This is a genomic window from Paraburkholderia bryophila, assembly GCF_003269035.1.
Classification (GTDB): domain Bacteria; phylum Pseudomonadota; class Gammaproteobacteria; order Burkholderiales; family Burkholderiaceae; genus Paraburkholderia; species Paraburkholderia bryophila.
The window spans coordinates 56,342-80,612 of record NZ_QLTK01000003.1 but is presented as its reverse complement, the minus strand read 5'-3'; the positions used below and the strand labels follow the sequence as shown (position 1 = coordinate 80,612).

At 63.5% G+C, this 24,271-nt stretch carries 24 protein-coding genes; 14 read left to right on the top strand and 10 right to left on the bottom strand.

Annotated features, from left to right (window positions below; genetic code table 11):
• Positions 1 to 16: 16 nt before the first annotated feature.
• The 10 genes from BX591_RS07255 to BX591_RS07205 all read left to right on the top strand — a co-directional run bounded on the left by BX591_RS07255 (position 17) and on the right by BX591_RS07205 (position 11,041).
• A complete protein-coding gene (locus BX591_RS07255) occupies positions 17 to 388 on the top strand; it encodes an SMR family transporter (RefSeq protein WP_105508358.1) in 372 nt (123 codons plus the stop codon).
• Between the two features lie 277 nt (positions 389 to 665).
• Entirely contained in the window at positions 666 to 1,817 is a 1,152-nt protein-coding gene (locus BX591_RS07250; RefSeq protein WP_111929992.1) for a DegT/DnrJ/EryC1/StrS family aminotransferase, read from the top strand.
• 6 nt (positions 1,818 to 1,823) lie between these two features.
• Positions 1,824 to 2,867, top strand: coding sequence for a glycosyltransferase (locus BX591_RS07245; RefSeq protein WP_111929991.1), 1,044 nt, complete (start codon positions 1,824 to 1,826; stop codon positions 2,865 to 2,867).
• A complete protein-coding gene (locus tag BX591_RS07240) occupies positions 2,864 to 3,811 on the top strand; it encodes a formyltransferase (protein WP_111929990.1) in 948 nt (315 codons plus the stop codon). The genes BX591_RS07245 and BX591_RS07240 overlap by 4 nt, the downstream gene beginning before the upstream one ends.
• Positions 3,808 to 4,854, top strand: a complete 1,047-nt coding sequence (locus tag BX591_RS07235) for a bifunctional UDP-4-keto-pentose/UDP-xylose synthase (RefSeq protein ID WP_111929989.1) — start codon at positions 3,808 to 3,810, stop codon at positions 4,852 to 4,854. Before BX591_RS07240 ends, BX591_RS07235 begins: the two co-directional genes overlap by 4 nt.
• 10 nt (positions 4,855 to 4,864) lie before the next feature.
• Entirely contained in the window at positions 4,865 to 5,758 is an 894-nt protein-coding gene (locus BX591_RS07230; RefSeq protein WP_111929988.1) for a polysaccharide deacetylase family protein, read from the top strand.
• A gap of 147 nt (positions 5,759 to 5,905) precedes the next feature.
• Positions 5,906 to 6,367: a peroxiredoxin gene (locus BX591_RS07225; protein WP_111929987.1), complete on the top strand. Its 462-nt coding sequence runs from the start codon at positions 5,906 to 5,908 to the stop codon at positions 6,365 to 6,367.
• Positions 6,368 to 6,723: 356 nt separating this feature from the next.
• Entirely contained in the window at positions 6,724 to 8,598 is a 1,875-nt protein-coding gene (locus BX591_RS07215; RefSeq protein WP_111929986.1) for a PhoH family protein, read from the top strand.
• Between the two features lie 208 nt (positions 8,599 to 8,806).
• A complete protein-coding gene (locus BX591_RS07210) occupies positions 8,807 to 9,976 on the top strand; it encodes a C40 family peptidase (RefSeq protein ID WP_111929985.1) in 1,170 nt (389 codons plus the stop codon).
• 258 nt (positions 9,977 to 10,234) lie between these two features.
• Positions 10,235 to 11,041: an SDR family NAD(P)-dependent oxidoreductase gene (locus BX591_RS07205; RefSeq protein WP_111930262.1), complete on the top strand. Its 807-nt coding sequence runs from the start codon at positions 10,235 to 10,237 to the stop codon at positions 11,039 to 11,041.
• Positions 11,042 to 11,116: 75 nt separating this feature from the next.
• Here the strand turns inward: BX591_RS07205 and BX591_RS07200 are convergent, their stop codons facing one another.
• From BX591_RS07200 to BX591_RS07155, 10 genes are all read right to left on the bottom strand, one after another.
• Positions 11,117 to 12,127 carry an inorganic phosphate transporter gene (locus BX591_RS07200; RefSeq protein ID WP_111929984.1) on the bottom strand — a complete coding sequence of 337 codons (1,011 nt, stop codon included), beginning with the start codon at positions 12,125 to 12,127 and terminating at the stop codon, positions 11,117 to 11,119.
• Positions 12,127 to 12,753, bottom strand: a complete 627-nt coding sequence (locus BX591_RS07195) for a DUF47 domain-containing protein (RefSeq protein ID WP_111929983.1) — start codon at positions 12,751 to 12,753, stop codon at positions 12,127 to 12,129. Before BX591_RS07195 ends, BX591_RS07200 begins: the two co-directional genes overlap by 1 nt.
• Positions 12,754 to 12,947: 194 nt before the next feature.
• Entirely contained in the window at positions 12,948 to 14,333 is a 1,386-nt protein-coding gene (locus BX591_RS07190; protein ID WP_105508370.1) for a replicative DNA helicase, read from the bottom strand.
• 135 nt (positions 14,334 to 14,468) lie between these two features.
• Positions 14,469 to 14,921: a 50S ribosomal protein L9 gene (gene rplI / locus BX591_RS07185; RefSeq protein ID WP_035550551.1), complete on the bottom strand. Its 453-nt coding sequence runs from the start codon at positions 14,919 to 14,921 to the stop codon at positions 14,469 to 14,471.
• A gap of 27 nt (positions 14,922 to 14,948) precedes the next feature.
• Complete coding sequence (rpsR, locus tag BX591_RS07180) at positions 14,949 to 15,224, bottom strand: 30S ribosomal protein S18 (RefSeq protein WP_035550554.1); 276 nt, start codon at positions 15,222 to 15,224, stop codon at positions 14,949 to 14,951.
• A gap of 2 nt (positions 15,225 to 15,226) precedes the next feature.
• On the bottom strand, positions 15,227 to 15,526 hold the full coding sequence (priB, locus tag BX591_RS07175; protein ID WP_007182110.1) for a primosomal replication protein N: 300 nt from the start codon (positions 15,524 to 15,526) through the stop codon (positions 15,227 to 15,229).
• A 53-nt stretch (positions 15,527 to 15,579) separates the two neighbouring features.
• The gene (rpsF, locus tag BX591_RS07170) at positions 15,580 to 15,954 is read right to left on the bottom strand and encodes a 30S ribosomal protein S6 (protein WP_006048823.1); all 375 of its coding nucleotides are present in this window, start codon (positions 15,952 to 15,954) and stop codon (positions 15,580 to 15,582) included.
• A 156-nt stretch (positions 15,955 to 16,110) separates the two neighbouring features.
• The gene (locus BX591_RS07165) at positions 16,111 to 17,283 is read right to left on the bottom strand and encodes a zf-HC2 domain-containing protein (protein WP_111929982.1); all 1,173 of its coding nucleotides are present in this window, start codon (positions 17,281 to 17,283) and stop codon (positions 16,111 to 16,113) included.
• Positions 17,273 to 18,097: an RNA polymerase sigma factor gene (locus BX591_RS07160; protein WP_111929981.1), complete on the bottom strand. Its 825-nt coding sequence runs from the start codon at positions 18,095 to 18,097 to the stop codon at positions 17,273 to 17,275. Before BX591_RS07160 ends, BX591_RS07165 begins: the two co-directional genes overlap by 11 nt.
• A 164-nt stretch (positions 18,098 to 18,261) precedes the next feature.
• On the bottom strand, positions 18,262 to 19,176 hold the full coding sequence (locus BX591_RS07155) for a LysR family transcriptional regulator (RefSeq protein ID WP_111929980.1): 915 nt from the start codon (positions 19,174 to 19,176) through the stop codon (positions 18,262 to 18,264).
• 296 nt (positions 19,177 to 19,472) lie between these two features.
• Here BX591_RS07155 and gcl point away from each other — a divergent pair, with 296 nt between their 5' ends.
• From gcl to BX591_RS07135, 4 genes are all read left to right on the top strand, one after another.
• Positions 19,473 to 21,248 carry a glyoxylate carboligase gene (gene gcl, locus BX591_RS07150; protein ID WP_111929979.1) on the top strand — a complete coding sequence of 592 codons (1,776 nt, stop codon included), beginning with the start codon at positions 19,473 to 19,475 and terminating at the stop codon, positions 21,246 to 21,248.
• A 152-nt stretch (positions 21,249 to 21,400) separates the two neighbouring features.
• Positions 21,401 to 22,210 (top strand): hydroxypyruvate isomerase, encoded by an 810-nt coding sequence (hyi, locus tag BX591_RS07145; RefSeq protein WP_111929978.1) that lies wholly within the window; start codon positions 21,401 to 21,403, stop codon positions 22,208 to 22,210.
• Positions 22,211 to 22,327: 117 nt separating this feature from the next.
• Positions 22,328 to 23,236 (top strand): 2-hydroxy-3-oxopropionate reductase, encoded by a 909-nt coding sequence (locus BX591_RS07140; RefSeq protein ID WP_111929977.1) that lies wholly within the window; start codon positions 22,328 to 22,330, stop codon positions 23,234 to 23,236.
• Positions 23,237 to 23,866: 630 nt separating this feature from the next.
• A complete protein-coding gene (locus tag BX591_RS07135) occupies positions 23,867 to 24,268 on the top strand; it encodes a DUF3597 domain-containing protein (protein WP_105508377.1) in 402 nt (133 codons plus the stop codon).
• The last annotated feature ends 3 nt before the right edge of the window (positions 24,269 to 24,271 follow it).

Sequence of the window (24,271 nt, the reverse complement as noted above, 5' to 3'; positions counted from 1 at the left end):
AGGACCTGATCGTTCGATGAACCCGATTTCCCTCTTCTGTATCCTCGCCGGCGTGACGTTGAACGCCTGCGCGCAGTTGCTGCTCAAAGCCGGAACGAATGCCGTTGGACACTTCGAATTCACCCGTGCGAACATCCTGCCCATCGGTTTCCGGATCGCGACACAGCCGCCTATCATCGCCGGACTGGCCTGTTATGTGATCAGCCTCGTCGTGTGGATCGTCGGGCTGTCGCGGGTGGACGTGTCGATCGCCTATCCGATGCTGTCGCTCGGCTACGTGGTCAATGCGTTCGCCGCGTGGTATCTGTTCGGCGAGGTCCTGTCGGTGCAGAAGCTGATCGGGATCGGCGTGATCCTGATCGGCGTGCTGATCCTGGCGCGCAGCTAGGCGCCACGGCCCGGCAGCGGTTTGCCGGGCCCGGTTTATTACCGTTTATTGCCCGGTGGCCCGCGTGGCCCGGCGGTTCGGGGCACGGCGAAAGGCGGCGAAAGACGCCGTCGGCGATAACCCGGAGCGTGTCGCCACGCCGGCTCAGCAAGACATAAGCTTGACCGCGGTATGCTGTGCGGTTGCACTTTTTTAGTTGTGGCCTTGGGTTTGCGCGGACTCTGTGGTTTACTGCGCGCCCTCTGGCTGACAACCCTTTCAATCGAGCGAAGCATTCATGACCCAGCCAACCGTGCCGTTTTTGCCGTTTGTGAAACCCGAAATCGATGAAGAAACGATTCAGGGTGTTGCCGAGGTCCTGCGCTCCGGGTGGATCACCACCGGCCCGCAGAACCAGAAGTTCGAGGCGGCGCTCTCCGAGTTCTGCGGCGGCCGTCCGGTGCGCACCTTCAATTCCGGCACGGCGACGCTCGAAATCGGGCTGCGCATTGCCGGCGTGGGCGAAGGCGACGAAGTCATCACGACGCCCGCGTCGTGGGTCTCCACCAGCAACGTCATCTATGAGGTCGGCGCGACGCCGGTGTTCGTCGACATCGATCCGGCCACCCGCAATATCGATCTCGATCTGCTCGAAAAGGCCATCACGCCGCGCACCAAGGCATTGATTCCGGTGTTTCTGTCGGGCTTGCCGGTCGATATGGACCGGCTGTACGAGATCGCCCGCGCCCACCAGCTGCGCGTGATCGAAGACGCCGCGCAGGCGTTCGGCTCGAGCTGGAACGGCGAGCGCATCGGCAAACTGGGCGACATCGTGTCGTTCAGCTTCCACGCGAACAAGAACCTGACTTCGATCGAAGGCGGCGCACTGGTGCTCAACAACGAGGAAGAAGCGATCCTCGCGCAGAAGTACCGCCTGCAAGGCATCACGCGATCCGGCTTCGACGGCATGGACTGCGATCTGCTGGGCGGTAAATACAATCTGACGGACGTCGCCGCGCGCGTCGGTCTCGGTCAGTTGCCGCATATCGAGCGCTTCACCGCGCAGCGCCGCAAACTGGCGCGGGCCTACTTCGATGGTTTCGAAGGGGGCGCCGCAGTCAAGCTGGGCCTGGGCCTGCCGCTTGCGGACTTCGACAACAGCAACTGGCACATGTACCTGGTCACGCTGCCGCTCGACAAGCTCTCGATCGACCGCGCGGGCTTCATGGGCGAAATGAAAGAGCGCGGCATCGGCACGGGTGTGCACTACCCGGCGATCCATCTGTTCTCGCTCTACAAGGCGCGCGGTTTCCGGGAAGGCATGTTCCCGCACGCCGAGCGCTATGGCGCGAGCACCGTCACGCTGCCGCTGTTCACGCAGATGAACGAAGGCGACGTGACGCGGGTCTGCCGCGCGGTCAATGAAATTTGCGAACAATACGGAAAATAAGCGGAAATGAGTTATTCGGAACATCGCGCTGTCGCACCGGAAGTGTCGATCATCATCCCGGTGTACAACGAGGAAGCCGGGCTGGCGGCGCTGTTCGCGCGCCTGTACCCGGCGCTCGACGCGCTCGGCACCGGTTATGAAGTGATCTTCATCAACGACGGCAGCCGCGACAAATCCGCCGCGCTGCTCGCCGAGCAGTTCCGCGCGCGCCCCGACACCACCCGGGTGATCCTGCTGAACGGCAACTACGGCCAGCACATGGCGATTCTCGCGGGCTTCGAGCAATCGCGCGGCGAGATCGTCATCACGCTCGACGCCGATCTGCAGAACCCGCCGGAAGAAATCGCCAAGCTGGTGGCGAAGATGCGCGAAGGCTACGACTACGTCGGCACGATCCGTCTGCAGCGGCAGGACAGCCTGTTCCGCCGCAAGGCCTCGCGCGCGATGAACCGGCTGCGCGAACGCATCACCCGCATCAAGATGACCGACCAGGGCTGCATGCTGCGCGCGTACAGCCGGCACATCATCGACACGATCAACCGGTGCGGCGAAATCAACACGTTCATTCCGGCGCTCGCGTACACCTTCGCGCAGAATCCAGTCGAAATCGAAGTCGCGCACGAAGAGCGCTTTGCCGGCGAATCGAAGTACTCGCTGTATTCGCTGATCCGCCTGAACTTCGACCTGGTGACCGGTTTTTCGGTGGTGCCGCTGCAATGGCTGTCGTTCATCGGCGTGATCCTGTCGCTCGGCTCCGCGGCGCTGTTCGTGCTGCTGCTGATTCGCCGCTTTATCATCGGCGCGGAAGTGCAAGGTGTGTTCACGCTGTTCGCCGTGATCTTCTTCCTGCTCGGCGTGATCATCTTCGCGCTCGGGCTGCTCGGCGAATACATCGGCCGGATTTATCAGCAGGTGCGCGCGCGTCCGCGTTATCTGGTGCAAACCATTCTCGAACAGCGCGACGGCGCGACCGTCGCCGAAGCGCCGCGTCAGGCCGTCGTGCAGGCCGTGCAGGCCGCGCCGCTGGTCGATCAGGGACCGACTCCATGAAGCCGCGCGCTGTCGTATTCGCGTATCACAATGTCGGCGTGCGCTGCCTGCAGGTGCTGCTCGCGCGCGGCGTCGAGGTGGCGCTGGTCGTCACCCATGAAGACAGCCCGACCGAGAATATCTGGTTCGGCAGCGTGGCTTCGGTCGCGGCCGAGCACGGCATTCCGGTCGTCACGCCGGCCGACCCGAAAAGCGCCGAACTGCGCGCCGCGGTGAGCGCCGCGCGGCCGGACTTCATCTTCTCGTTCTACTACCGCCACATGTTGCCGGTCGACCTGCTGGCGCTCGCCGCACGGGGCGCTTACAACATGCACGGCTCGCTGCTGCCCAAGTATCGCGGCCGCGTACCGACCAACTGGGCGGTAATCCACGGCGAAACCGAAACCGGCGCGACGCTGCATGAAATGGCCGCGAGGCCCGACGCGGGTGCGATCATCGCGCAAACGCCGGTGCCGATCCTGCCCGACGACACCGCCGCGCAGGTGTTCGACAAAGTCACGGTGGCCGCCGAGCAAACCCTGTGGCGCGTGCTGCCGGCCTTACTCGCAGGCGAAGCGCCGCATCTGCCGAACGACCTCGCGCAAGGCAGCTATTACGGCGGGCGCAAGCCGGAAGACGGCCGCATCGACTGGACGCAATCCGCGCAGCAGGTCTACAACCTGATCCGCGCGGTCGCACCGCCCTATCCCGGCGCGTTCACCGATCTCAACGGACAGCGTTTCATCGTCGCGCGCGCGCGCCTGGCCGCGCCCGGCGCGCTTCGCTCGGATTTGCCCCCGGGCCTACACGTAAGCGATAATGGCATTTTCGCGATAGGCGGCGACGGTCGTGCGATCACCATCCACGAGTTGCGGCGCCAGCACGACGGCAGCGAACCCGTCGTCACGCCAGCCGAATTCGCCCAGTTCATTCAGATTCCCTCCCAAATTCCTCGCTCCTCATGAAAAAAGTCCTGATTCTGGGTGTGAACGGCTTCATCGGCCATCACCTGTCCAAACGCATTCTCGAAACGACCGACTGGGAAGTCTTCGGGATGGACATGCAGACCGAACGTCTGGGCGACCTCGTCAATCATGAGCGGATGCACTTCTTCGAAGGCGACATCACGATCAACAAGGAATGGGTCGAGTACCACATCAAGAAGTGCGACGTGATCCTGCCGCTGGTCGCGATCGCCACGCCCGCCACGTATGTGAAGCAGCCGCTGCGGGTGTTCGAACTCGACTTCGAGGCGAACCTGCCGATCGTGCGTTCGGCCGTGAAGTACGGCAAGCACCTCGTGTTTCCGTCCACCTCCGAGGTCTACGGCATGTGCACGGACGAGCAGTTCGATCCGGAAGAATCGCAACTGTCGTACGGTCCGATCAACAAGCCGCGCTGGATCTACGCGTGCTCGAAACAGCTGATGGACCGCGTGATCTGGGGCTACGGCATGGAAGGCCTGAACTTCACGCTGTTCCGTCCGTTCAACTGGATCGGCCCGGGCCTCGACTCGATCTACACGCCGAAGGAAGGCAGCTCGCGCGTGGTCACGCAGTTCCTCGGCCATATCGTGCGCGGCGAGAACATCAGCCTGGTGGACGGCGGCGCCCAGAAGCGCGCGTTCACGGATATCGACGACGGCATCGGCGCGCTGATGAAGATCATCGAGAACAAAGACGGTGTCGCCACGGGCAAGATCTACAACATCGGCAACCCGACCAACAACTTCTCGGTGCGCGAGCTCGCGCACAAGATGCTGGCGCTCGCCGCCGAGTTCCCGGAATACGCGGAGCTCGCGCAGAAAGTGCAGCTGGTCGAAACCTCGTCGGGCGCGTACTACGGCAGCGGCTATCAGGACGTGCAGAACCGCGTGCCGAAGATCGACAACACGATGCAGGAACTCGACTGGGCGCCGAAGTCGACCTTCGACGAAGCGCTGCGCAAGATTTTCGAAGCGTATCGCGGCCACGTCGGCGAAGCGCGCGCGCTCGTCGAACAGCAATAAGGGCTGATCCTTGGCCCGTATCGTTCTGAAGATCGACGTCGACACGCTACGCGGCACCCGCGAAGGCGTGCCGAATCTCGCGCGCATCTTCGACCGCTTCAAGGCGCGCGCCACTTTCCTCTTCAGCCTCGGGCCCGACCACACCGGTTGGGCGATGCGTCGCGTCTTGCGGCCGGGCTTTCTGAAGAAGGTGTCGCGCACCTCGGTGGTCGAACATTACGGCGTCAGGCAGTTGATGTATGGCGTGCTGCTGCCCGGCCCGGACATCGGCGCGAAAGCGGCGGCGGAGATGCGGGCGATCCACGAAGCCGGCTTCGAATGCGGCATTCATACGTGGGATCACGTGTACTGGCAGGACAACGTGCGCACGAAAGACCGTGCATGGACCGCCGCGCAAATGGGCAAAAGCCACGACCGTTTCTGCGAGGTGTTCGGTGCGCCACCGGTCACCCACGGCGCGGCCGGCTGGCAGATGAACGGCCATGCGTTCGAGCAGATCGACACATGGGGCATGCGTTACGCCTCCGACGGCCGCGGCCGTTCGCCGTATCTGCCGGTGGTCGACGGCAAGACGCTCGCCCATGTGCAGATGCCCACCACGCTGCCCACGCTCGACGAAGTGCTCGGCGTGGACGGCGTCGATCTGCACAACGTCGCCGCCTGGATGCTGAAGCACACCGACAACAACCCGCACGATCAGGTCTTCACGCTGCACGCGGAACTCGAAGGGCAAAAGCTCGCGCCTGTTTTCGAACAACTGCTGGACGGCTGGCGCGCGCAAGGCCATACCTTCGCGACGATGGGTGATTACTACGCCACGCTAGACCGCGACACGTTGCCATCGTACCCTGTTACGTGGGGCGAAATTCCAGGCCGCTCCGGCGAGTTGATTGTCCAGCCCTGAGCGGACCGCCAGCCGTCGGCAGCCCGCCTGACGACCCGGCCGCCGCGCGAGACCATGCCGCGCGCCGGCCACCTCCCCCAGCCTCGATGCCAGGCCGACGCCGCCACAGCCCTGCTGCGGCGCCGACCCTAACAACCGGAGAACCTCGTGCCCATCGCAGTCGACCAACCCATCCCCGACTTCACCGCCCCCGCTACCGGTGGCGAGATCACGCTGTCCAAGCTGCGGGGCAAGAAGGTGGTGCTGTATTTCTATCCGAAGGACAACACGCCAGGCTGCACGACCGAAGGCCTGCAGTTCCGCGACCTGTATCCGAAGTTCAGGAAAGCCGGCGCGGAAATCCTCGGCGTGTCGCGCGACAGCCTGCGCTCGCATGACAATTTCAAGGCGAAGCTCGAATTGCCGTTCCCGCTGATCTCCGATCCGGAAGAAACGTTGTGCGCGCTGTTCGGCGTCATGAAAATGAAGAAAATGTATGGCAATGAAGTACGGGGAATCGAACGCTCCACGTTCCTCATCGACGCTGAAGGGGTGCTGCGCCAGGAGTGGCGCGGCGTCAAGGTGCCCGGCCACGTCGACGATATTCTGGAGGCTGTACAAGCGCTTTGAGGCGCGCTATATTGGGCCGCAATGAGTGCCTGTCCACCCCAAATTTTTCGCCGCTGCGCCAGACTCGACGGCCGTTTTACCGGATCTGCCGGTGCTGTCGGAGTCGTGAGGCGCAACGCGAGCATTGAAGGCGAGCCGCTTGCCCCGTACGCCGGGGCGGCGGCTTTTTTAATTGCGCGCGGCCGTTCGTTCACGCGGCTGCGTGCTTCCGTTAAGGAGCCGATCGAAACCCAGGCGAACCGGCATCTCTAGACCGAATGCGCGCCTCCGGGCGCAAACTGCGTGCGCACTCACTGGCACCAGCAGAATGCGACAGGCGGCGCACGATATGTGACCCGATTAATTCGAGGGAAACCATGCCTTTGCCTACTCCCCCCAGCAAGCTCGGCAATCTCCTGCCGCCTGACGAATACAAGGCCAAAGCCGCTACGCCGGCGCGCTCCGCCTCGAAGAAACAGGCTGGCGACGGGGAAGCCGCAGAGTCGGCCGATTACGGCCGCGCGAACGTCGCCAAACCCATGGCGAATGCCGCCAATGCCGCGACCACCTTGCGCACCGTGCCGGCGTCGTCGGCAACCCCTGTTGCGAATGCTTCCGCGGAGCAGGCTGCTCCGGCGCGCAACGCAGCGGCGCCCGGCCGCAAATCGAAGCAAACCGCTGCCTTGTTGCAGCCGGTCCCCGCAGCCCGTCCGCACGCCGAGCCGGCCGCACCCGCAGCACAACCGGTAGTGGCGCGCGCGCCGAGCGCGAAGCAGGCCGACGCAGCCAAACCCGCGGCCGTTGCGCCCGCCACGCGCGGCGCCGGCAAGAAACGCGGCGCGAGCGCCGATCCGGCCGAAGTGCAGAAGCTGTTCGTACTCGACACGAACGTGCTGATGCACGATCCAAGCTGCCTGTTCCGGTTCGAGGAACACGACGTCTATCTGCCCATGATGACGTTGGAAGAACTCGACAACCACAAGAAGGGCATGTCGGAAGTCGCGCGTAACGCGCGTCAGGTAAGCCGCACGCTGGATGCACTGGTGGCCAACGCCGGCAATATCTCCGACGGCATTTCGCTCGCCCGTCTGGGTAGTCGCGAGGCGTCCGGTCGTCTGTTCTTCCAGACCACGCTGGCCACCATCGAGCCGGTGGAAGGTCTGCCGGAAGGTAAAGCCGACAACCAGATTCTCGGCGTCGTGCGCGCGTTGCAGCGCGACCGGGCGGATCGCCAGGTCGTGCTGGTGTCGAAAGACATCAACATGCGCATCAAGGCGCACGCGCTCGGCCTGCCCGCCGAAGATTACTTCAACGACCAGGTGCTCGAAGACAGCGATCTGCTGTACTCGGGCATCCGCGCGCTGCCGCAGGACTTCTGGACCAAGCACGCGAAGGGCATGGAGAGCTGGCAGGACACCAAAACCGGCACCACGTATTACCGGGTGACGGGTCCGCTGTGCGCGTCGATGCTGGTCAACGAGTTCGTCTATCTGGAGCCGCAAAACGGCGAACCGGCGTTTCATGCGCTGGTGCGCGAGTTGAACGGCAAGACCGCGCTGCTGCAAACCTTGCGCGACTACGGGCACCACAAGAACAACGTGTGGGGCATCACGGCGCGTAACCGCGAGCAGAATTTCGCGTTGAACCTGTTGATGAATCCGGAGATCGACTTCGTCACGCTGCTGGGTCAAGCCGGTACCGGCAAGACGCTGGTCGCGCTCGCCGCCGGTCTGGCGCAAGTGCTCGACGACAAGCGCTACAACGAGATCATCGTGACGCGCGCCACGGTGCCGGTGGGTGAAGACATCGGCTTCCTGCCGGGTACGGAAGAAGAAAAAATGCAGCCGTGGATGGGTGCATTCGACGACAACCTTGAAGTCCTGCAGAAAACCGACGACGCCGCCGGCGAGTGGGGCCGCGCCGCCACGCAGGAGCTGATCCGTTCGCGCCTGAAGGTCAAGAGCATGAACTTCATGCGCGGCCGCACGTTCGTGGACAAGTATCTGATCATCGACGAGGCGCAGAATCTGACGCCGAAACAGATGAAGACGCTGGTCACGCGCGCAGGTCCGGGGACGAAGATCATCTGCCTCGGCAACATCGCGCAGATCGATACGCCGTACCTGACCGAAGGCAGTTCGGGGTTGACCTACGTGGTCGACCGCTTCAAGGGCTGGGCGCACAGCGGGCATGTCACGCTGGCGCGCGGCGAACGTTCGCGACTTGCCGATTACGCGTCGGAAATTCTTTAATTTTCAATTAGTTGGAAGCTTGCCAAAACCGCCTCCGGAACCCTCCGGAGGCGGTTTTTTTATGGCCGGCGCGGTTTTGCGCTAGACCACACTTAGCGCCTGAACTTCAAGTAATTTGTCAAGACTTCTTGCCGGAGCGATGCACCACGGGCTACTATCCCGAAATCGTCCGCCGTTAAACGAGCGTTTACCCGCTCTCCTCGTCTTCATGCGCCGACTCGCCCTGTCCCTGCTGACCGTTCTGCTGCTTGCCGCCTGTGCTGGCGCGCCGCAGAAGACGTCGTCGCGTGGCGCGTCGGGCAGTTCGATCGTGGTCGCGAACGGCGCCTATCATGCGCCGCCGCCGGGCTTTCCGAATTTCGTCGATCACAGCATCGGCCGCGAGGAAATCTCCATTCAGGCGATGGGTCTGGTCGGCATTCCCTACCGTTGGGGCGGCAATACGCCGGATAGCGGCTTTGATTGCAGCGGACTGGTTCGTTACGTCGTCGCGCGGGCGGCTTCGGTGAATCTGCCGCGCACCACGGCGGATATGAGCGGACGCGGCGAGTCGATCGAGCCGGACGAAATCGCGCCGGGCGATCTGATTTTCTTCAACACGACCGGGCGGCCGCATTCGCACGTCGGCATTTATGTCGGCAAGCTGCGCTTCGTCAATGCGCCGTCGACGGGCGGCACCGTACGGCTCGATTATCTGACCAACCCTTACTGGGCCAAACGCTTCGACGGGATTCGGCGGGTCGCCGCACCGGCCGCGACGCCGGCGCCGTTCGATACGCCGAGCTATCAGGCCGCGGCGCCGCAGCCGGAGCGGGCGGTTGTGCCGGTCGTGCCGGTCGCGCCGGTTGTGCAGCAGCCTGCGCCGGCTTATGCGGGCCTGGCAGCGGGCGCGACGGTGCCGGCGACTCGCGTCGCGACGGCGCCTCATGCGCCTTTGACCGTCGAGGCGCCGCCCGTCACGGCCGCAACGACTCCGCAAGCCGATCCGTTCGAGCCGCCGCCGCCCGGTATGAGCGCAGCGCAAATCCAGGCCCGCGCAGCGGGCGCTGTGTCGCCGACGCCGGTTCCCGTTGCCGCCGCTCAGGCCGGTGCGTATGACGCCACGCCCGGTTCAAGCTCGGCCCAGCAGGCGACAAGCTCTCGCACCCTCCCGCAGACGGCGTCCACTCGTGCGCCCGACCCGATCGACGCCGCCGCGGACGCGTTCGAGCCGCCGCCACCTGCATCGGTGGCCGCACGTCAGGCTCAACAGGCGCAGCGAGCCGATGCGAACGGCGGCGTGCAGATCATGCGTGCCTCGACGGCATCACGCGGCATCCCCGCTCCGACGCAGACTACCGACGATCCGATCGCCCGCTTCGCCAACGGCAATTTCTGAGCGTCCGCCACGACGGCGCAACGCGCGAACGCCCGAACGCGCGGCATCCGCGCACGCCGTGCCGCGCCGCATAGACCCGCGCGTTCAATGCGCGCCTCTCGGTGCGCGCCGCACCGCCGCCCAGGCGCACGCAAAACCGCCTTGCAAAGCGCTCACCGCGCACCACGACGAGCCCATCCCTCGCCACCAACGCCTCGCCACACCCTCGCCGCCGATCTGCTATCGTCATCGATATTCTTCCGACAGCGGGTGATGACGATGGATCTTGGGCTGAAAGACAAGGTGGTATTGATCACAGGCGGCAGCAAGGGAATCGGTCTCGCCTGCGCCCGCGCGTTCGCCCTGGAAGGCGCTAAAGTCGCGATCGTGTCGCGCGACCCGGCCAACCTCGCGCGCGCTTACGAGCAATTGAAGCAGGAAGGCCTGCACGTCCACCGAACCCGCGCCGATCTGCACGAACCGCATAGCGCCGCCGATATCGTCGAAGAAGTCAGCACCGCGGTCGGTCCGATCGACGTGCTGATCAACAGCGCGGGCGCCGCGCGCCGCTACGACCCGGAAACGCTCGATGCCGACGCGTTCCGCGCCACGATGGAAGCGAAGTATTTCCCCTACATTTACCCGCAGCAGGAAGTGCTGCGGCGCATGGCAGAACGCGTGAAGGCCAACACCGGCGCGGCACCGGGCACGATCGTGAATATCATCGGCATGGGCGGCAAGATCGCGAGCGATATCCATATTGCGGGCGGCGCCGCGAATGCCGCGCTAATGCTCGCTACCGTCGGCCTCGCGCACTACTACGCGCGCTACGGCATCCGCATCAACGCGATCAATCCGGGATCGACGTTGACTGAGCGCGTCGAGGAAGCGGTCAAGCTGGAAGCGACGCAGCAAGGCATCGACAGCGCGGACGCGCTCGCGGGAGGCCAGGCCAAGGTGCCGCTCGGCCGCTATGCCAAACCGGAGGAAATCGCCGACGTCGCACTGTTTCTGGCGAGCCGCCGCGCGAGCTATGTGACGGGCGCGATCGTCCCGATGGATGGAGGCAGCGCGCCGCTGATCTGAACGGCGCGCTGCTATTCGAGGCATCGACTGTTGGAGGGCGGTGCGGCGCGCGTGACGCGCCCGCGCTCCGTGTGATTACAGCAAACGGTGGCCGAGCCACCAGGCGACGGCGGCGAGCGCCGCTGAAGCCGGAATCGTCAGAATCCACGCCCAGACGATGTTCCCGGCCACGCCCCAACGCACCGCGCTCAGCTTCTGCGTGGCGCCGACACCGACAATCGCGCCGGTAATCGTATGCGTGGTGGACACCGGAATACCGAGCCACGACGCGGTAAACAGCGTGATCGCCCCACCCGACTCCGCGCAAAACCCGCCGACCGGCTTGAGCTTGGTGATCTTCTGCCCCATCGTGCGGACGATCCGCCAGCCGCCGAACAGCGTGCCGACACCCATCGACAGATAGCAACCGCCGATCACCCATAGCGGCGGCGCATCCGCGATCGACGACGCATAACCGGTCGCGATCAGGAGCATCCAGATAATGCCGATGGTTTTCTGCGCGTCGTTGCCGCCGTGGCCGAGGCTATACAAACCCGCGGACACCAGTTGCAGACGCCGGAAACGCCGGTCGACCTTGCTGGGCGGCGTGCGGAAGTAGATCCACGACACCGCCAGCATAAAGAACGATCCGAGCACAAAGCCGAGCAGCGGCGAGATAAAGATGAACGCGACCGTCTTCATCAGACCGTCGACATTCAGCGAACCCCAGCCCGACTTGGCCAGCGCCGCGCCGACCAGTCCGCCGATCAGCGCATGCGACGAGCTCGACGGAATGCCGTAATGCCAGGTGATGATGTTCCAGCCGATCGCACCGACCAGCGCGCCGAAAATCACGTAATGGTCGACGATTTGCGGGTCGATCGTGCCTTTGCCGACGGTCGCGGCCACTTTCAGGTGGAACACGAAGTACGCGATCACGTTGAAGGCCGCCGCGAAAGCCACGGCCTGTTGCGGCTTCAGCACGCCGGTCGACACGACGGTCGCGATCGAATTCGCGGCGTCGTGAAAACCGTTCATGAAATCGAAAATCAGCGCGACGGCAACCAGGCCGGCAACGACCCAGATAGCAAGTTGTATCGATTGCATTATGCGTTTTCCAGCACGATGCCTTCGATGATGTTCGCTACATCCTCACACTTGTCCGTGATCGTCTCGAGCAATTCGTAAATCGCCTTCAGCTTGATCAGGGTCTTGACGTTGTCTTCTTCGCGGAACAGCTTCGACATGGCCGAGCGCAACACGCGGTCGGCTTCCGATTCCAGCCGGTCGATGTCCTCGCAGGCCTTCAGGATCTGGCTCGCCTGCTTCATGTCGGACAGCAGGCCAACGGCGAATTGCACGCGCTCGGAAGTCGCCGTGCAGATGTGCGCCAGCTGGCTCGCCTCGGACGTCACGGCCTGCACGTCGTACAACGAAATGGCGGTGGCGACGTCCTCCATCAGATCGAGGATGTCGTCCATCGTGGTGATCAGCTTGTGGATTTCATCGCGATCGAGCGGCGTGATGAAGGTCTTGTGCAGCAGGTCGATGGTTTCGTGCGTAAGCTTGTCGGCGGCCTTTTCGGCTTTCTGCACGTTCTGCTTGTGGGTCTCGGCGTCATGCAGATTGTCGATCAGCAGTTCCAGCTCACGGCTTGCTGAGACGATGCACGTTGCGTGCGCATTGAAAATTTCAAAGAACTTGCCCTCGGTGGGCATGAATCGACCGAACATTGGGATCCCGAAAATTGGTCACGGTGTGGCTGACATAAAACCGCCACATTGTACCGTTCCGAGTCCCGGATCACACTTTCGAAAGCGCCGTTACAACAGGCGGAGCGCTTATCGCTTCCCTTCCCGACGGATTTCACTGAGCTTTCAGCGAAGTTTCCGCAGGTGTGACCAAGGGTGCACCTCAACCTGCCCGCTCAATCGCTGTAGAAATTCTGCGCGCCAGCAAAGTTATCGAACTTCGTGAATTGCCCGTGGAACGTAAGTCGAACGGGTCCGATCGGACCATTCCGCTGCTTGCCGATAATGATCTCCGCAGTGCCTTTGTCCGGACTGTCCGGGTTGTAGACTTCGTCGCGGTAGATAAACAGGATCACGTCCGCGTCCTGCTCGATTGCGCCGGATTCGCGCAAATCGGACATGATCGGCCGCTTGTTCGGGCGCTGTTCGAGACCCCGGTTAAGCTGGGATAACGCGATCACCGGCACGTCGAGTTCTTTGGCGAGGCTCTTCAGCGAACGCGAGATTTCCGAAATTTCGGTCGCGCGGTTTTCACCGGACGACGAGCCGCTCATCAGCTGCAAATAGTCGATGATGATCAGCCCGAGCTTGCCGCACTGCCGCGACAGCCGGCGTGCGCGCGAACGCAGTTCCATCGGGTTCAGACCACCGGTTTCGTCGATGAAAATCTGCGCCTCGCTCATTTTCTGCACCGCGTGGGTGAGCTTCGGCCAATCCTCGTCGGTCAGGCGGCCGGTACGCATGCGGTGCTGATCGAGCCGGCCGACGGAGCCGAGCATACGCATGGTCAGTTGCGAACCCGGCATTTCCATCGAGAACACCGCGACAGGCAGGCCGTACTCGACTGCCACGTATTCGCCGACGTTCATCGAAAACGCCGTCTTACCCATCGACGGACGCCCCGCGACGATAATCAACTCGCCGCCGTGCATGCCCGAAGTCATGCGGTCCAGATCGACGAAGCCGGTCGGCGTGCCAGTCACATCGCTCGGATTGGCGGTGTGGTACAGCGTATCGATCCGCTCGACCACTTCGGTCAGCAGCGGCCCGATCTCGAGGAACCCCTGGGTGCCGCGCGCGCCGTCTTCGGCAATCGAAAACACCTTCGACTCCGCCTCGTCCAGCAGTTGTCGGACTTCCTTGCCTTGCGGATTGAACGCATCCGCCGAGATTTCGTCGGCAACCGACACCAGTCGGCGCAATACCGCGCGATCGCGCACGATCTCCGCATAACGGCGGATATTGGCTGCGCTCGGCGTGTTCTGCGCGAGCGCGTTCAGGTAAGCGAGACCGCCGACCTCTTCCGCCTTGCCCGAGGTGCCGAGCGCTTCGTACACGGTGATCACGTCGGCGGGCCGCGTGGCCGCGATCAGCTTGCCGATGTGTTCGAAGATGATGCGGTGGTCGTAGCGGTAAAAATCGCTCTGCGACAGGAAGTCGGCGATGCGGTCCCACGCCGCGTTATCGAGCAGCAGGCCGCCCAGCACCGATTGCTCGGCCTCGATCGAATGCGGCGGGACTTTCAGCGACTCGATTTGGGGATCTTTGGACGGTGCGTTCATGGAGAGGAATTATCGGGTAAATCAGACGGCTGCGGGCGGCGAGAAAACTAAAAAAACGGGCACAAAAAAAACAGGGGCCGGTCACCCGGCCCCTGCCTTTTGCCAGCAACTTCCTGGCCAATACTGCTTTGATGCTTAGACGTGTTCGCCGATCACAGCCACCGTCACATCGACGAGAACGTCGGTGTGCAGCGAAACCTGAACAGCGTGCTCGCCAACCAGCTTCAGCGGGCCTTCCGGCAGACGCACTTGCGCCTTTTCCACTGCGAAGCCTTGCTTGACCAGTGCGTCAGCGATGTCAGCGTTCGTCACCGAGCCAAACAGACGACCGTCAACGCCGGCCTTCTGGTTGATCTGAACCGTCGAGCCTGCCAGCTTTTCGCCTTGCGCCGTAGCGGCCGCCAGCTTTTCAGCGGCGATCTTTTCGAGTTCAGCGCGGCGAACTTCGAATTCAGCCAAGGCTTCCTTCGTTGCACGGCGAGCTTGCTTGTTCGGGATCAGGAAGTTACGTGCGTAACCGTCCTTGACCTTCACGATATCGCCCAGGTTACCCAGATTGACGACTTTTTCCAGAAGAATAATTTGCATTCCGATACTCCTTATCGCGTCGTCGGGTTAGGCCTTGTGCTGGTCGGTGTACGGCACCAGCGCGAGGAAACGTGCGCGCTTGATTGCCGTATCCAGCTGGCGTTGGTAATGCGACTTCGTACCCGTGAGACGCGCCGGCGTGATCTTGCCGTTTTCGCCGATGAAGTCCTTCAGCGTATCGAGGTCCTTGTAGTCGATGTGATCGACATTCGCGGCCGTGAAACGGCAGAACTTCTTGCGCTTGAAGAGCGGATTTTGTTGCTGACGACGCTTGTCGAATTTCTTACCAGTCGGGCGGGGCATGTTCAGTCCTTTCCAATGTCCTGCAATGCTGTGATGTGAAATACCAGAGTTCTTGCGTTGCGGTGCTTTTTTGCCAGAAAGCCGGTGAAAAGCGTTTCCACGCCCATCTGACAGCTTTCGAGCTTACCGCTCGCCTCGCCTGCCGCTACCGCCTGCATGGTCAGTTCGACTTGCCGGGCGATACCGGCTTCGACGACTTCCGTGCGGTGGTGCAACGTGCAGCCTGCAATCGGAACGCCGGCGGGGGTGTACCGCACCGGTTCGCGTTCGACGACGCTGGCCGTGAGTTGCAGCCGATTCATGGAGCCTTGGGCAAAAGCGACGCTGGAGTCTCTGGTAGCTTAAATAGTGTGTCTTAAGCCTGCGCTTCGGACGGTTGCGTAGCAGCCGACTTCTTGGCTTCTTCGCGCTGCACTTCCTTCATCATCGGCGACGGGCCGGTTTCGGCCTTCTTCATCTTGACGATCAGGTGACGCAGAACAGCGTCGTTGAACTTGAATGCGTGTTCCAGCTCGTCGAGCGTGGTTTGGTCGCATTCGATGTTCATGCAGACGTAATGAGCCTTAGCGAGTTTCTCGATCATGTAGGCCAGTTGGCGACGGCCCCAGTCTTCGATACGGTGGATCTGGCCACCGTGCGAGGTGATCGTGGACTTGTAACGCTCGATCATTGCGGGCACTTGCTCGCTTTGATCCGGGTGCACGATAAAGACGATTTCGTAATGACGCATATTCACTCCTTGTGCTGACTTATGGATATAAGCCACCCGGGCGTCGAACCGGTGTGGCAAGTGAGAAGCCAAAGAGTGTAACCCGAATGGGGCCGGGTTGCAAGATATCCCGTTAATCCGCGGCCCGAATCGGGTGTGTTTTCAAGGGTTTAGTCGTCAACTGCCCTCCGAGCGCTCGCTGCCCGACTGCAAACGCGCCTTCAGCGCCGCTTCGAGGCCGGTCAACGCATCCGGGGCGGCGTCCGTGATCGCCCACCAGGTCATGCCCGCCGCGTTCCAGTGGGCGATCGAATAGCCTTCGCGCTCGAGCGTTGCCGGCGCCGTGGGCGCGGCGCCTGGCGTGTCGCGGCCCGTGCCGCCGGAACCCGCCTGCGGAAAGACGTACACGTCGATTACATGTTTGCGGTAGTGGTACACCAGCACGCCCACCCGCTGATGCGCGAGGTAATCCAGCCGGCCGCCCTCCAGCGGAAAGCCGCTCGCCGCGAGGTCTTCGACCGGTGGCGAATAGTCCAGCCGGCCGTTGAACCAAGGCTTGACCGTGTGCTTGTCGGTCGAAATCACGTCGATGTCGCGGCCGGACACCTGCGCGCGCACGTGGCTTTCCACCAACTCGTCGGCGAATGGCGAGAGCTCGGCGGGACGGCTCAGGTTCAGGGTCGCCACGGCGACTCCAGCGCACAACGCGACGGCCAGCACGGCGAGCCAGCCCGGTGCGAGCAAACGGGACGCGCCGCTCCCACCGCCCATGCCGCCCATGCCGATCGGCTGGTCGAAGCCGCCCGACGGCAGACGCCAGCCATCCAGCCAGCCGGCAAACCAGCTCCGTCGACGGCGCGGACGGGATGGCGCACGGGTGGCATCCATCTCGCTGTCAGCTTGCCGGCCCGTTGTACGCGGATCGTCTGCCGCCGCGGACAGCCCTTCGATCGCAGCTCCCGGCCGTTCAGTCGCCACTCCCGGCTGTTCGTTCGCGATGCCCGATCCGCCGCTCGCGGTGATCGGCTGCCCAATCGCGGCTGCCGGCCTTTCAGTTGCGGTTCGCGGCTGCCCAATCGCGCTGCCCGCCGCACCGGTCGCTGTCAGCGGTTCGGCCTCCACGACCTCTTCCATCTCAGGCAAACCAGCCAGAATCCGTGCTCGCAGCGACTGCGGCGCGCGATGATAAGTCGCCGCCCGCAATGCGCCCCGTAACGCGCCCAGATTCTCGCTCTCACGCCGGCAGGCTTCGCAGCTCTCGATATGCTGCTGCACGCGCCGCGCATCCGGCGCGGGCAATTCATGATCGGCGTTCGCATCGAGGAGCGGCCGTGCCTCGTTACAGTCCATCTGGCGTCTCCTGAGCGTGGCCGGCGTTGCCGCCGGGGTGATTGAGTGGCCGTCCATTGGCGGAGGCCCGCAACGGCGTGATAGTGGCAGAAGCGGTGGCCGCCCCTGAGCCCGCCCCTGCGGCCGAAACAGCACCAGCAGCGCCGCCCGCAGCAGAACCAGAACCCGAAGCATTGCCCGAACCCGAAGCGCCTGCCGACCGCCCGCCCGCCCCCGCCTTGCCGCCACCAGGCGCCGCCATCAGCAGTGCGGCCAGCTTGCGCCGCCCCCGCGCGAGCCGCGACATCACCGTGCCGATCGGCACATCGGCCACGACCGCGATCTCGCGGTAGCCCATTTCCTCCAGTTCGCGCAGGATCAGCACCTCCCGATATTCAACCGGCAACAGCGCCAGCGCCTCGTGCACCCGCTTCGTCTCCTCGTCGCGGATCAGCAGCGTCTGCGGGTCGGCGCCGCCGACGCTCCAGCCGTCCAACGCGGTGTCGTCCATGGTGTCGTCGAACTCGACCGTTTCGTGCGACGACGCGCGCCGTCGCCATTCCGTGTACCAGGTGCGTCGTACGATCGCCAGCAGCCAAGGCCGCGCGGTGTCGCCGCGAAACGTGTCGAAAAAACGGAACGCCCGCATGAAGGCTTCCTGGACGATGTCGTCGGCATCGCTGGCGTTGCCGCACAACCAGCGCGCGAGGTTGTACGCCGCATCCAGATGCGGCAGCGCGAGCTGCTGGAAACGGCGGCTCCTGGCGGCTTCGGCTGCGGCCTCGGCATCGGCATCGCCGTGCGCGCGCGCGGTGTCTGAATCGGTCTGGACCACCTGGGCCCTCCAGGGCATTGCGGCTAGGCGAATCGTGGTTTGTCGTGAAGCGTTCATAACCACATAACCGGCGATAGCCCGAGTTTATTCCCACGCCGGCAGCGAAACTCCCAAATAAGAAGAGAAATAGCCCGCGCCAATGCCGGCAAGCTACGAATTAGCCGCTAATAAGCCGCCCGGTTCCAGTAATCCTCGCTGGCGTAAACCTCTTTCAGATAGTCGATGAAATACCGCACCTTGGCCGGCACATAGCGCTGTTGCGGATACACCGCGAGGATGTCGTAGTCCGGCAGCGCGAACTCGTCGAGCACGGTTTCCAGTTCGCCGCGCGCCAGTTGCTGCTGGATCTCCCACGTGGAGCGCCAGCCGAGTCCGAGCCCCTCCGACACCCAGCGGTGCAGCAGTTCGCCGTCGTTGCAATCGAGCGTGCCGCCCACCCGCACGGTCGCCAGTTTGCCGTTGCGGCGAAAGTACCAGCCACGGTTCTGACCGCCTTGCAGATTGAACGCGAGGCAATTGTGCTGCGGCAGGTCTTCGAGGGTCTTCGGCTTGCCGTGGCGGCGGAAATAGTCGGGCGTGCCGCACACCACGCGCCGGTTGGTCGCCAGCTTCACCGCCACGAAGTTCGGATCGACCGCGCCGCCGATCCGGATCGACAGGTCGTAACCCTCGCGCACCAGATCGACCACGCGGTCGGTCAGATTGAACGACACCTGTAATTCCGGCTTGTCGGCGAGAAAGGCCGGCGCGAGCGGCGCGACGTGTTTACGGCCGAACGCCGCCGGCGCGGACACGATCAGGTGACCGTTGACCGCGCGCCGCCCGGCGCTCAGCTCGTTTTCCGCCTGATCCCATTCGGTCAGCAGGCCACGGCAGCGCTCCAGAAACGCGGCACCGTCCTCGCTCACCACGAGGCGGCGCGTCGAGCGGTACATCAGCTTCACGCCGAGGCGCTTTTCCAGCGCGTCGATGCGCCGCCCGAGAATCACCGGCGACACGCCCTCTTCCAGCGCGGCCGCAGCGAGGCTGCCCGCGTCCGCCACCCGCACGAAGGTTTCGATCTGTTTGAAGCGATCCATCTTTGTCTCCTGTCGACCGGGGTCGTGCTTCAGTGCTTACCCAGGGTCTCATGCCAACCCATTGCGGCTCGCGCGCGAGCGGCCGGAACCGCGCAGCGGCCCGCGCCGCGACACCTTGCCGCAGCTCCGCGCGCTCCCGCGCCGCTCAACCGTGCAAGCGCCCACACGCCACCGCGATTCCATACTTTTTGTTTCGAAATAAGCGACCCCGACTGATCTTATCAAACCTTTAGGTCAGGCCTACAGTGCGTTCAACACCCTTAGTTCGCCAATTTCCAGACATTCAGGAGACATTCATGGCCAAGATGAGAGCCGTCGACGCAGCCGTACTCGTGCTCGAAAAAGAAGGTATCGACACCGCGTTCGGCGTACCGGGCGCAGCGATCAACCCGTTCTACTCGGCCATGCGCAAGGCAGGCAACATCAGCCACGTGCTGGCGCGTCACGTCGAAGGTGCGTCGCACATGGCCGAAGGCTATACGCGCGCCCAACCCGGCAACATCGGCGTGTGTATCGGCACGTCGGGCCCCGCCGGCACCGACATGATCACCGGTTTGTATTCCGCTCAGGCCGACTCGATCCCTATTCTGGCTATCACGGGTCAGGCGCCGCGTGCGCGTCTGTACAAGGAAGATTTCCAGGCCGTCGATATCGAATCGATCGCCAAGCCCGTCACCAAGTGGGCTGTGACCGTGCGTGAGCCGGCGCTGGTGCCGCGCGTGTTCCAGCAGGCGTTCCACCTGATGCGCTCGGGCCGTCCGGGTCCGGTGCTGATCGACCTGCCGATCGACGTGCAGCTCGCCGAAATCGAATTCGACATCGACACGTACGAACCGCTGCCGGTCTACAAGCCGAAAGCGTCGCGCAAACAGATCGAAGCCGCACTGACGTTCCTCAACGACGCGGAAAAGCCGCTGATCGTCTCGGGTGGCGGCGTGCTGAACGCAGCCGCCGAAGACCTGCTCGTGACGTTCGCCGAAACCGTCGGCGTGCCGGTGATCCCGACGCTGATGTCGTGGGGCGCGATTCCCGACGACCATCCGCTGATGGCCGGCATGGTCGGTCTGCAAACCTCGCACCGCTACGGCAATGCAACGATGCTCGCCTCCGACTTCGTGCTCGGCATCGGCAACCGCTGGGCGAACCGTCACACGGGCAGCGTCGAGGTGTACACCAAGGGCCGCAAGTTCGTGCACGTGGACATCGAGCCGACGCAGATCGGCCGTGTGTTCGGTCCGGACCTGGGCATCGTGTCGGACGCGAAAGCCGCGCTTGAACTGTTCATCGAAGTGGCGCAGGAATGGAAGGCCGCCGGCAAGCTGAAGGATCGTAGCGCCTGGGTCGCCGACTGCCAGCAACGCAAGCAGACGATGCAGCGCAAGACCCACTTCGACAACGTGCCGATGAAGCCGCAGCGCGTCTACGAAGAGATGAATCAGGTGTTCGGCCGCGATACGTGCTACGTCAGCACGATCGGTTTGTCGCAGATCGCCGGCGCGCAATTCCTGCACGTCTACAAGGCGCGCAACTGGATCAACTGCGGCCAGGCGGGCCCGCTCGGCTGGACGATTCCGGCAGCGCTGGGTGTGCGTGCAGCCGATCCGCAACGTCCGATCGTGGCGCTCTCGGGCGACTACGACTTCCAGTTCATGATCGAGGAACTGGCCGCGGGTGCGCAATTCAAGCTGCCGTACGTGCACGTGGTGGTGAATAACTCGTACCTCGGCCTGATCCGTCAGGCACAGCGCGCGTTCGACATGGACTTCTGCGTGCAGCTCGGTTTTGAGAACATCAACGCGCCGGAAACGAACGGCTACGGTGTGGACCACGTGGCGGTCGCCGAAGGTCTGGGTTGCAAGGCGATCCGCGTGCACAAGCCGGAAGAACTGAAGCCGGCCCTGCTGAAGGCGCAGTCGATGCTCTCCGAATTCAACGTGCCGGTGATCGTCGAAGTGATTCTGGAACGCGTGACCAACATTTCGATGGGCACCGAGATCGACGCGATCAACGAGTTCGAGGAACTGGCCGAGAAGCGTGAAGACGCGCCGACCGCGATCAGCATGCTCGACTGAACTGCCTGACGTTTCGCGTTGCTTCACCTCGATGAAGCGACCGTGAGTGCGATCGAGCGGCGCGACGGAAAATCACCCTGAGCGCCGCGCGATCGCCTCACGCCAGACTTCATCGCGCTATTCCACTGACCGACCAGAGAGACAGACGCACCATGCCGAAATTTGCAGCGAATCTCACCATGCTGTTCAACGAAGTCCCGTTCCTCGACCGCTTCGCGGCCGCCGCGGACGCGGGCTTCCACGCCGTCGAATTCCTGTTTCCGTATCCGTACACGATCGCCGAACTGAGCGAACGTCTGCAACAGAACCGCCTGAAGCTGGTTCTGCACAACCTGCCTGCGGGCAACTGGGAAGCGGGCGAACGCGGAATCGCGTGCCTGCCGGATCGCGTCGGCGAATTCCAGGAAGGCGTGGGCCGCGCAATCGAATACGCGAGCGCCCTGAAAGTGTCGCAACTGAACTGCCTCGTCGGCATTCCGACGGCGGGCGTGGATGCGGACAAAGCGCGCTCGACCATCGTCGAGAACCTGCGCTTCGCCGCCGGCGAACTGAAGAAAGCCGGCATCAAGCTGCTGGTCGAACCGTGCAACTCGTACGACATTCCGGGCTTCGCGCTGAATCGTTCGGGCGAAGGCCTCGACGTGATCGACGCGGTCGGTTCGGACAATCTGTTCCTGCAATACGACATCTATCACATGCAACGGATGGAAGGCGAACTCGCGGCAACCATCAAGAAGAACCTGCCGAAGATCGCGCACATCCAGCTCGCCGACAACCCGGGCCGTAACGAGCCGGGCACCGGCGAAATCAACTACCCGTTCCTGTTCAATCTGCTCGATTCGCTTGGCTACGACGGTTACGTCGGTTGCGAATACAAGCCGCGCACCACCACTGCCGCCGGCCTCGGCTGGGTGCAGAGCGTGGCCGGGCAAACCCGCGGCGCAGCTCACGCCGCTGCCTGAGCGCGGCGAGCCCTCACAGGGTCTCGATCGGCGGCATCAGGCGCATCACGCCCAAGGGAAGCACCCTTGGGCAGCCCCGCAACGGGGCACCCCAAACAACACTGGAGATTCAGACACATGGCAAAGATCGGTTTTATCGGCCTCGGCATCATGGGCGCGCACATGGCGCGCAACCTCATCAAGGGCGGCCACACGCTGTTCGTGAACGGCGCGTATCCGGTGCCCGAAGATCTGAGCAAAACGACGAGCGTGGTGGCCGATTCGACCGCCGTCGCGCAAGCCGCCGACATCGTCATCATCATGGTGCCGGACACGCCTGACGTCGCCAACGTGCTGTTCGCCGACGACGGCGTCGCCGCCGGCCTCACGCAAGGCAAGCTGGTGATCGACATGAGCTCGATCTCGCCGCTCGACACGCAGGCGTTCGCGAAGAAGATCAACACACTGGGCGTCGACTACCTGGACGCGCCGGTCTCCGGCGGCGAAGTCGGCGCGCGCGAAGCGACGCTGACGATCATGGTGGGCGGCCCGGAAAAAGCGTTCGCGCTCGCCAAGCCGCTGTTCGAACTGATGGGCAAGAACATCTCGCTGATCGGCGACAACGGCGCGGGTCAAACCTGCAAGGTCGCGAACCAGATCATCGTCGCGCTGAACATCGAAGCCGTGGCTGAAGCGCTGCTGTTCGCATCGCGCTCGGGCGCCGATCCGGAGCGTGTGCGCAAGGCGCTGATGGGCGGTTTCGCCTCGTCGCGGATTCTCGAAGTGCATGGCGAGCGGATGACGAAGCGCACGTTCGATCCGGGCTTCCGCATCGAACTGCACCAGAAGGATCTGAACCTCGCACTCGACGGCGCACGCAAGCTGGGTATCGCGCTGCCGCACACGGCGAGCGCGCAGCAACTGTTCAGCGTGTGCGCGGCAAACGGCGGCAAGGCATGGGATCACTCGGCCATGGTGCGCGCGCTGGAAATCATGGCGAACTACGAAATCGCGCAAGCGCCGGGTAGCGAAGCCAAGGCTGCTTGATACGGTTCGTCGTAACGAAGCGTCTCTTTGCAGAGAGTCGTTACAGATCGTCGTGATGGTTGCGTGCGCAACGTCGTGGCGATCGCAGGTGGGGCGCCCGGTTCGTCGTGCACATGCACGGCGGAACGGGCAAATCGTGCCGCTCTGGGCTGAGAGCGGCAAGTGGGGTCCGCAGCGGCACCCGGCGGCGCCGGGGAAGCCTTGGTCGGTCAGACGTCGTCGTCGGGTGTCCGGCTGTCGGATTTCATGCGCGGTTCGCGCCTATGCTTTTTCAGCCAATCTCTCGCAGCGGCTGCCGCGGTTACCGCGGGTTCATCAGGCACACCGCCCGCGCGCAGTTGAGTTCAACGCTCAGCGTGCGCCTGCCTCCCCTTATTGGGCTGCACGTCGAGTCGCAAGCCCGCTTGCATTTGCTTGCAACTCCGTCTCCTCTTCGCGACCTTATTTGACACATCGGTCCGCGCTTTTCTCCTACACTCGTTGAGTCTGGTTGCCGGCGTCCGTGCGTTCGCGTGCGGCTTGCCGTACCCGGCAACGCAGACCTCCGCATCATTCGCCCGTTCCGCAACCCGTGTTCAACCCGTGAGCGCAGACTGCTCGCGCCAGTAACCTCTCTGCAAAGGATTCAGAATGAGTATCTTTGGTGACATCGTCAACAAGCTCTTCGGCAAGGCGAAGCCCGATCAGCCTGCCCCTGCGGTCGAGCCGACCCCGGATCCGGCAGCCGCGCAAGCTGCCGCACCGGACGCCGCACCGGCGCCCGCACCGCTTGCCGACGTCGACGTCGCGGCGGTCATGGACCAGTTCGTGAGCGAGAGCGGACAAACGCTGAACTGGCGCACGTCGATCGTCGATACGCTGAAGGCGCTCGGCGTCGACAGCAGCCTCGAGCATCGCAAGCAGCTCGCCCAGGAATTGAAGTACTCCGGCGACACGAACGACTCGGCCAGCATGAACATCTGGCTGCACAAGCAGGTGATGCAGGCGCTGGCGGCGAACGGCGGCAAGTTGCCGCCGGATCTGGCGAGTTAAACG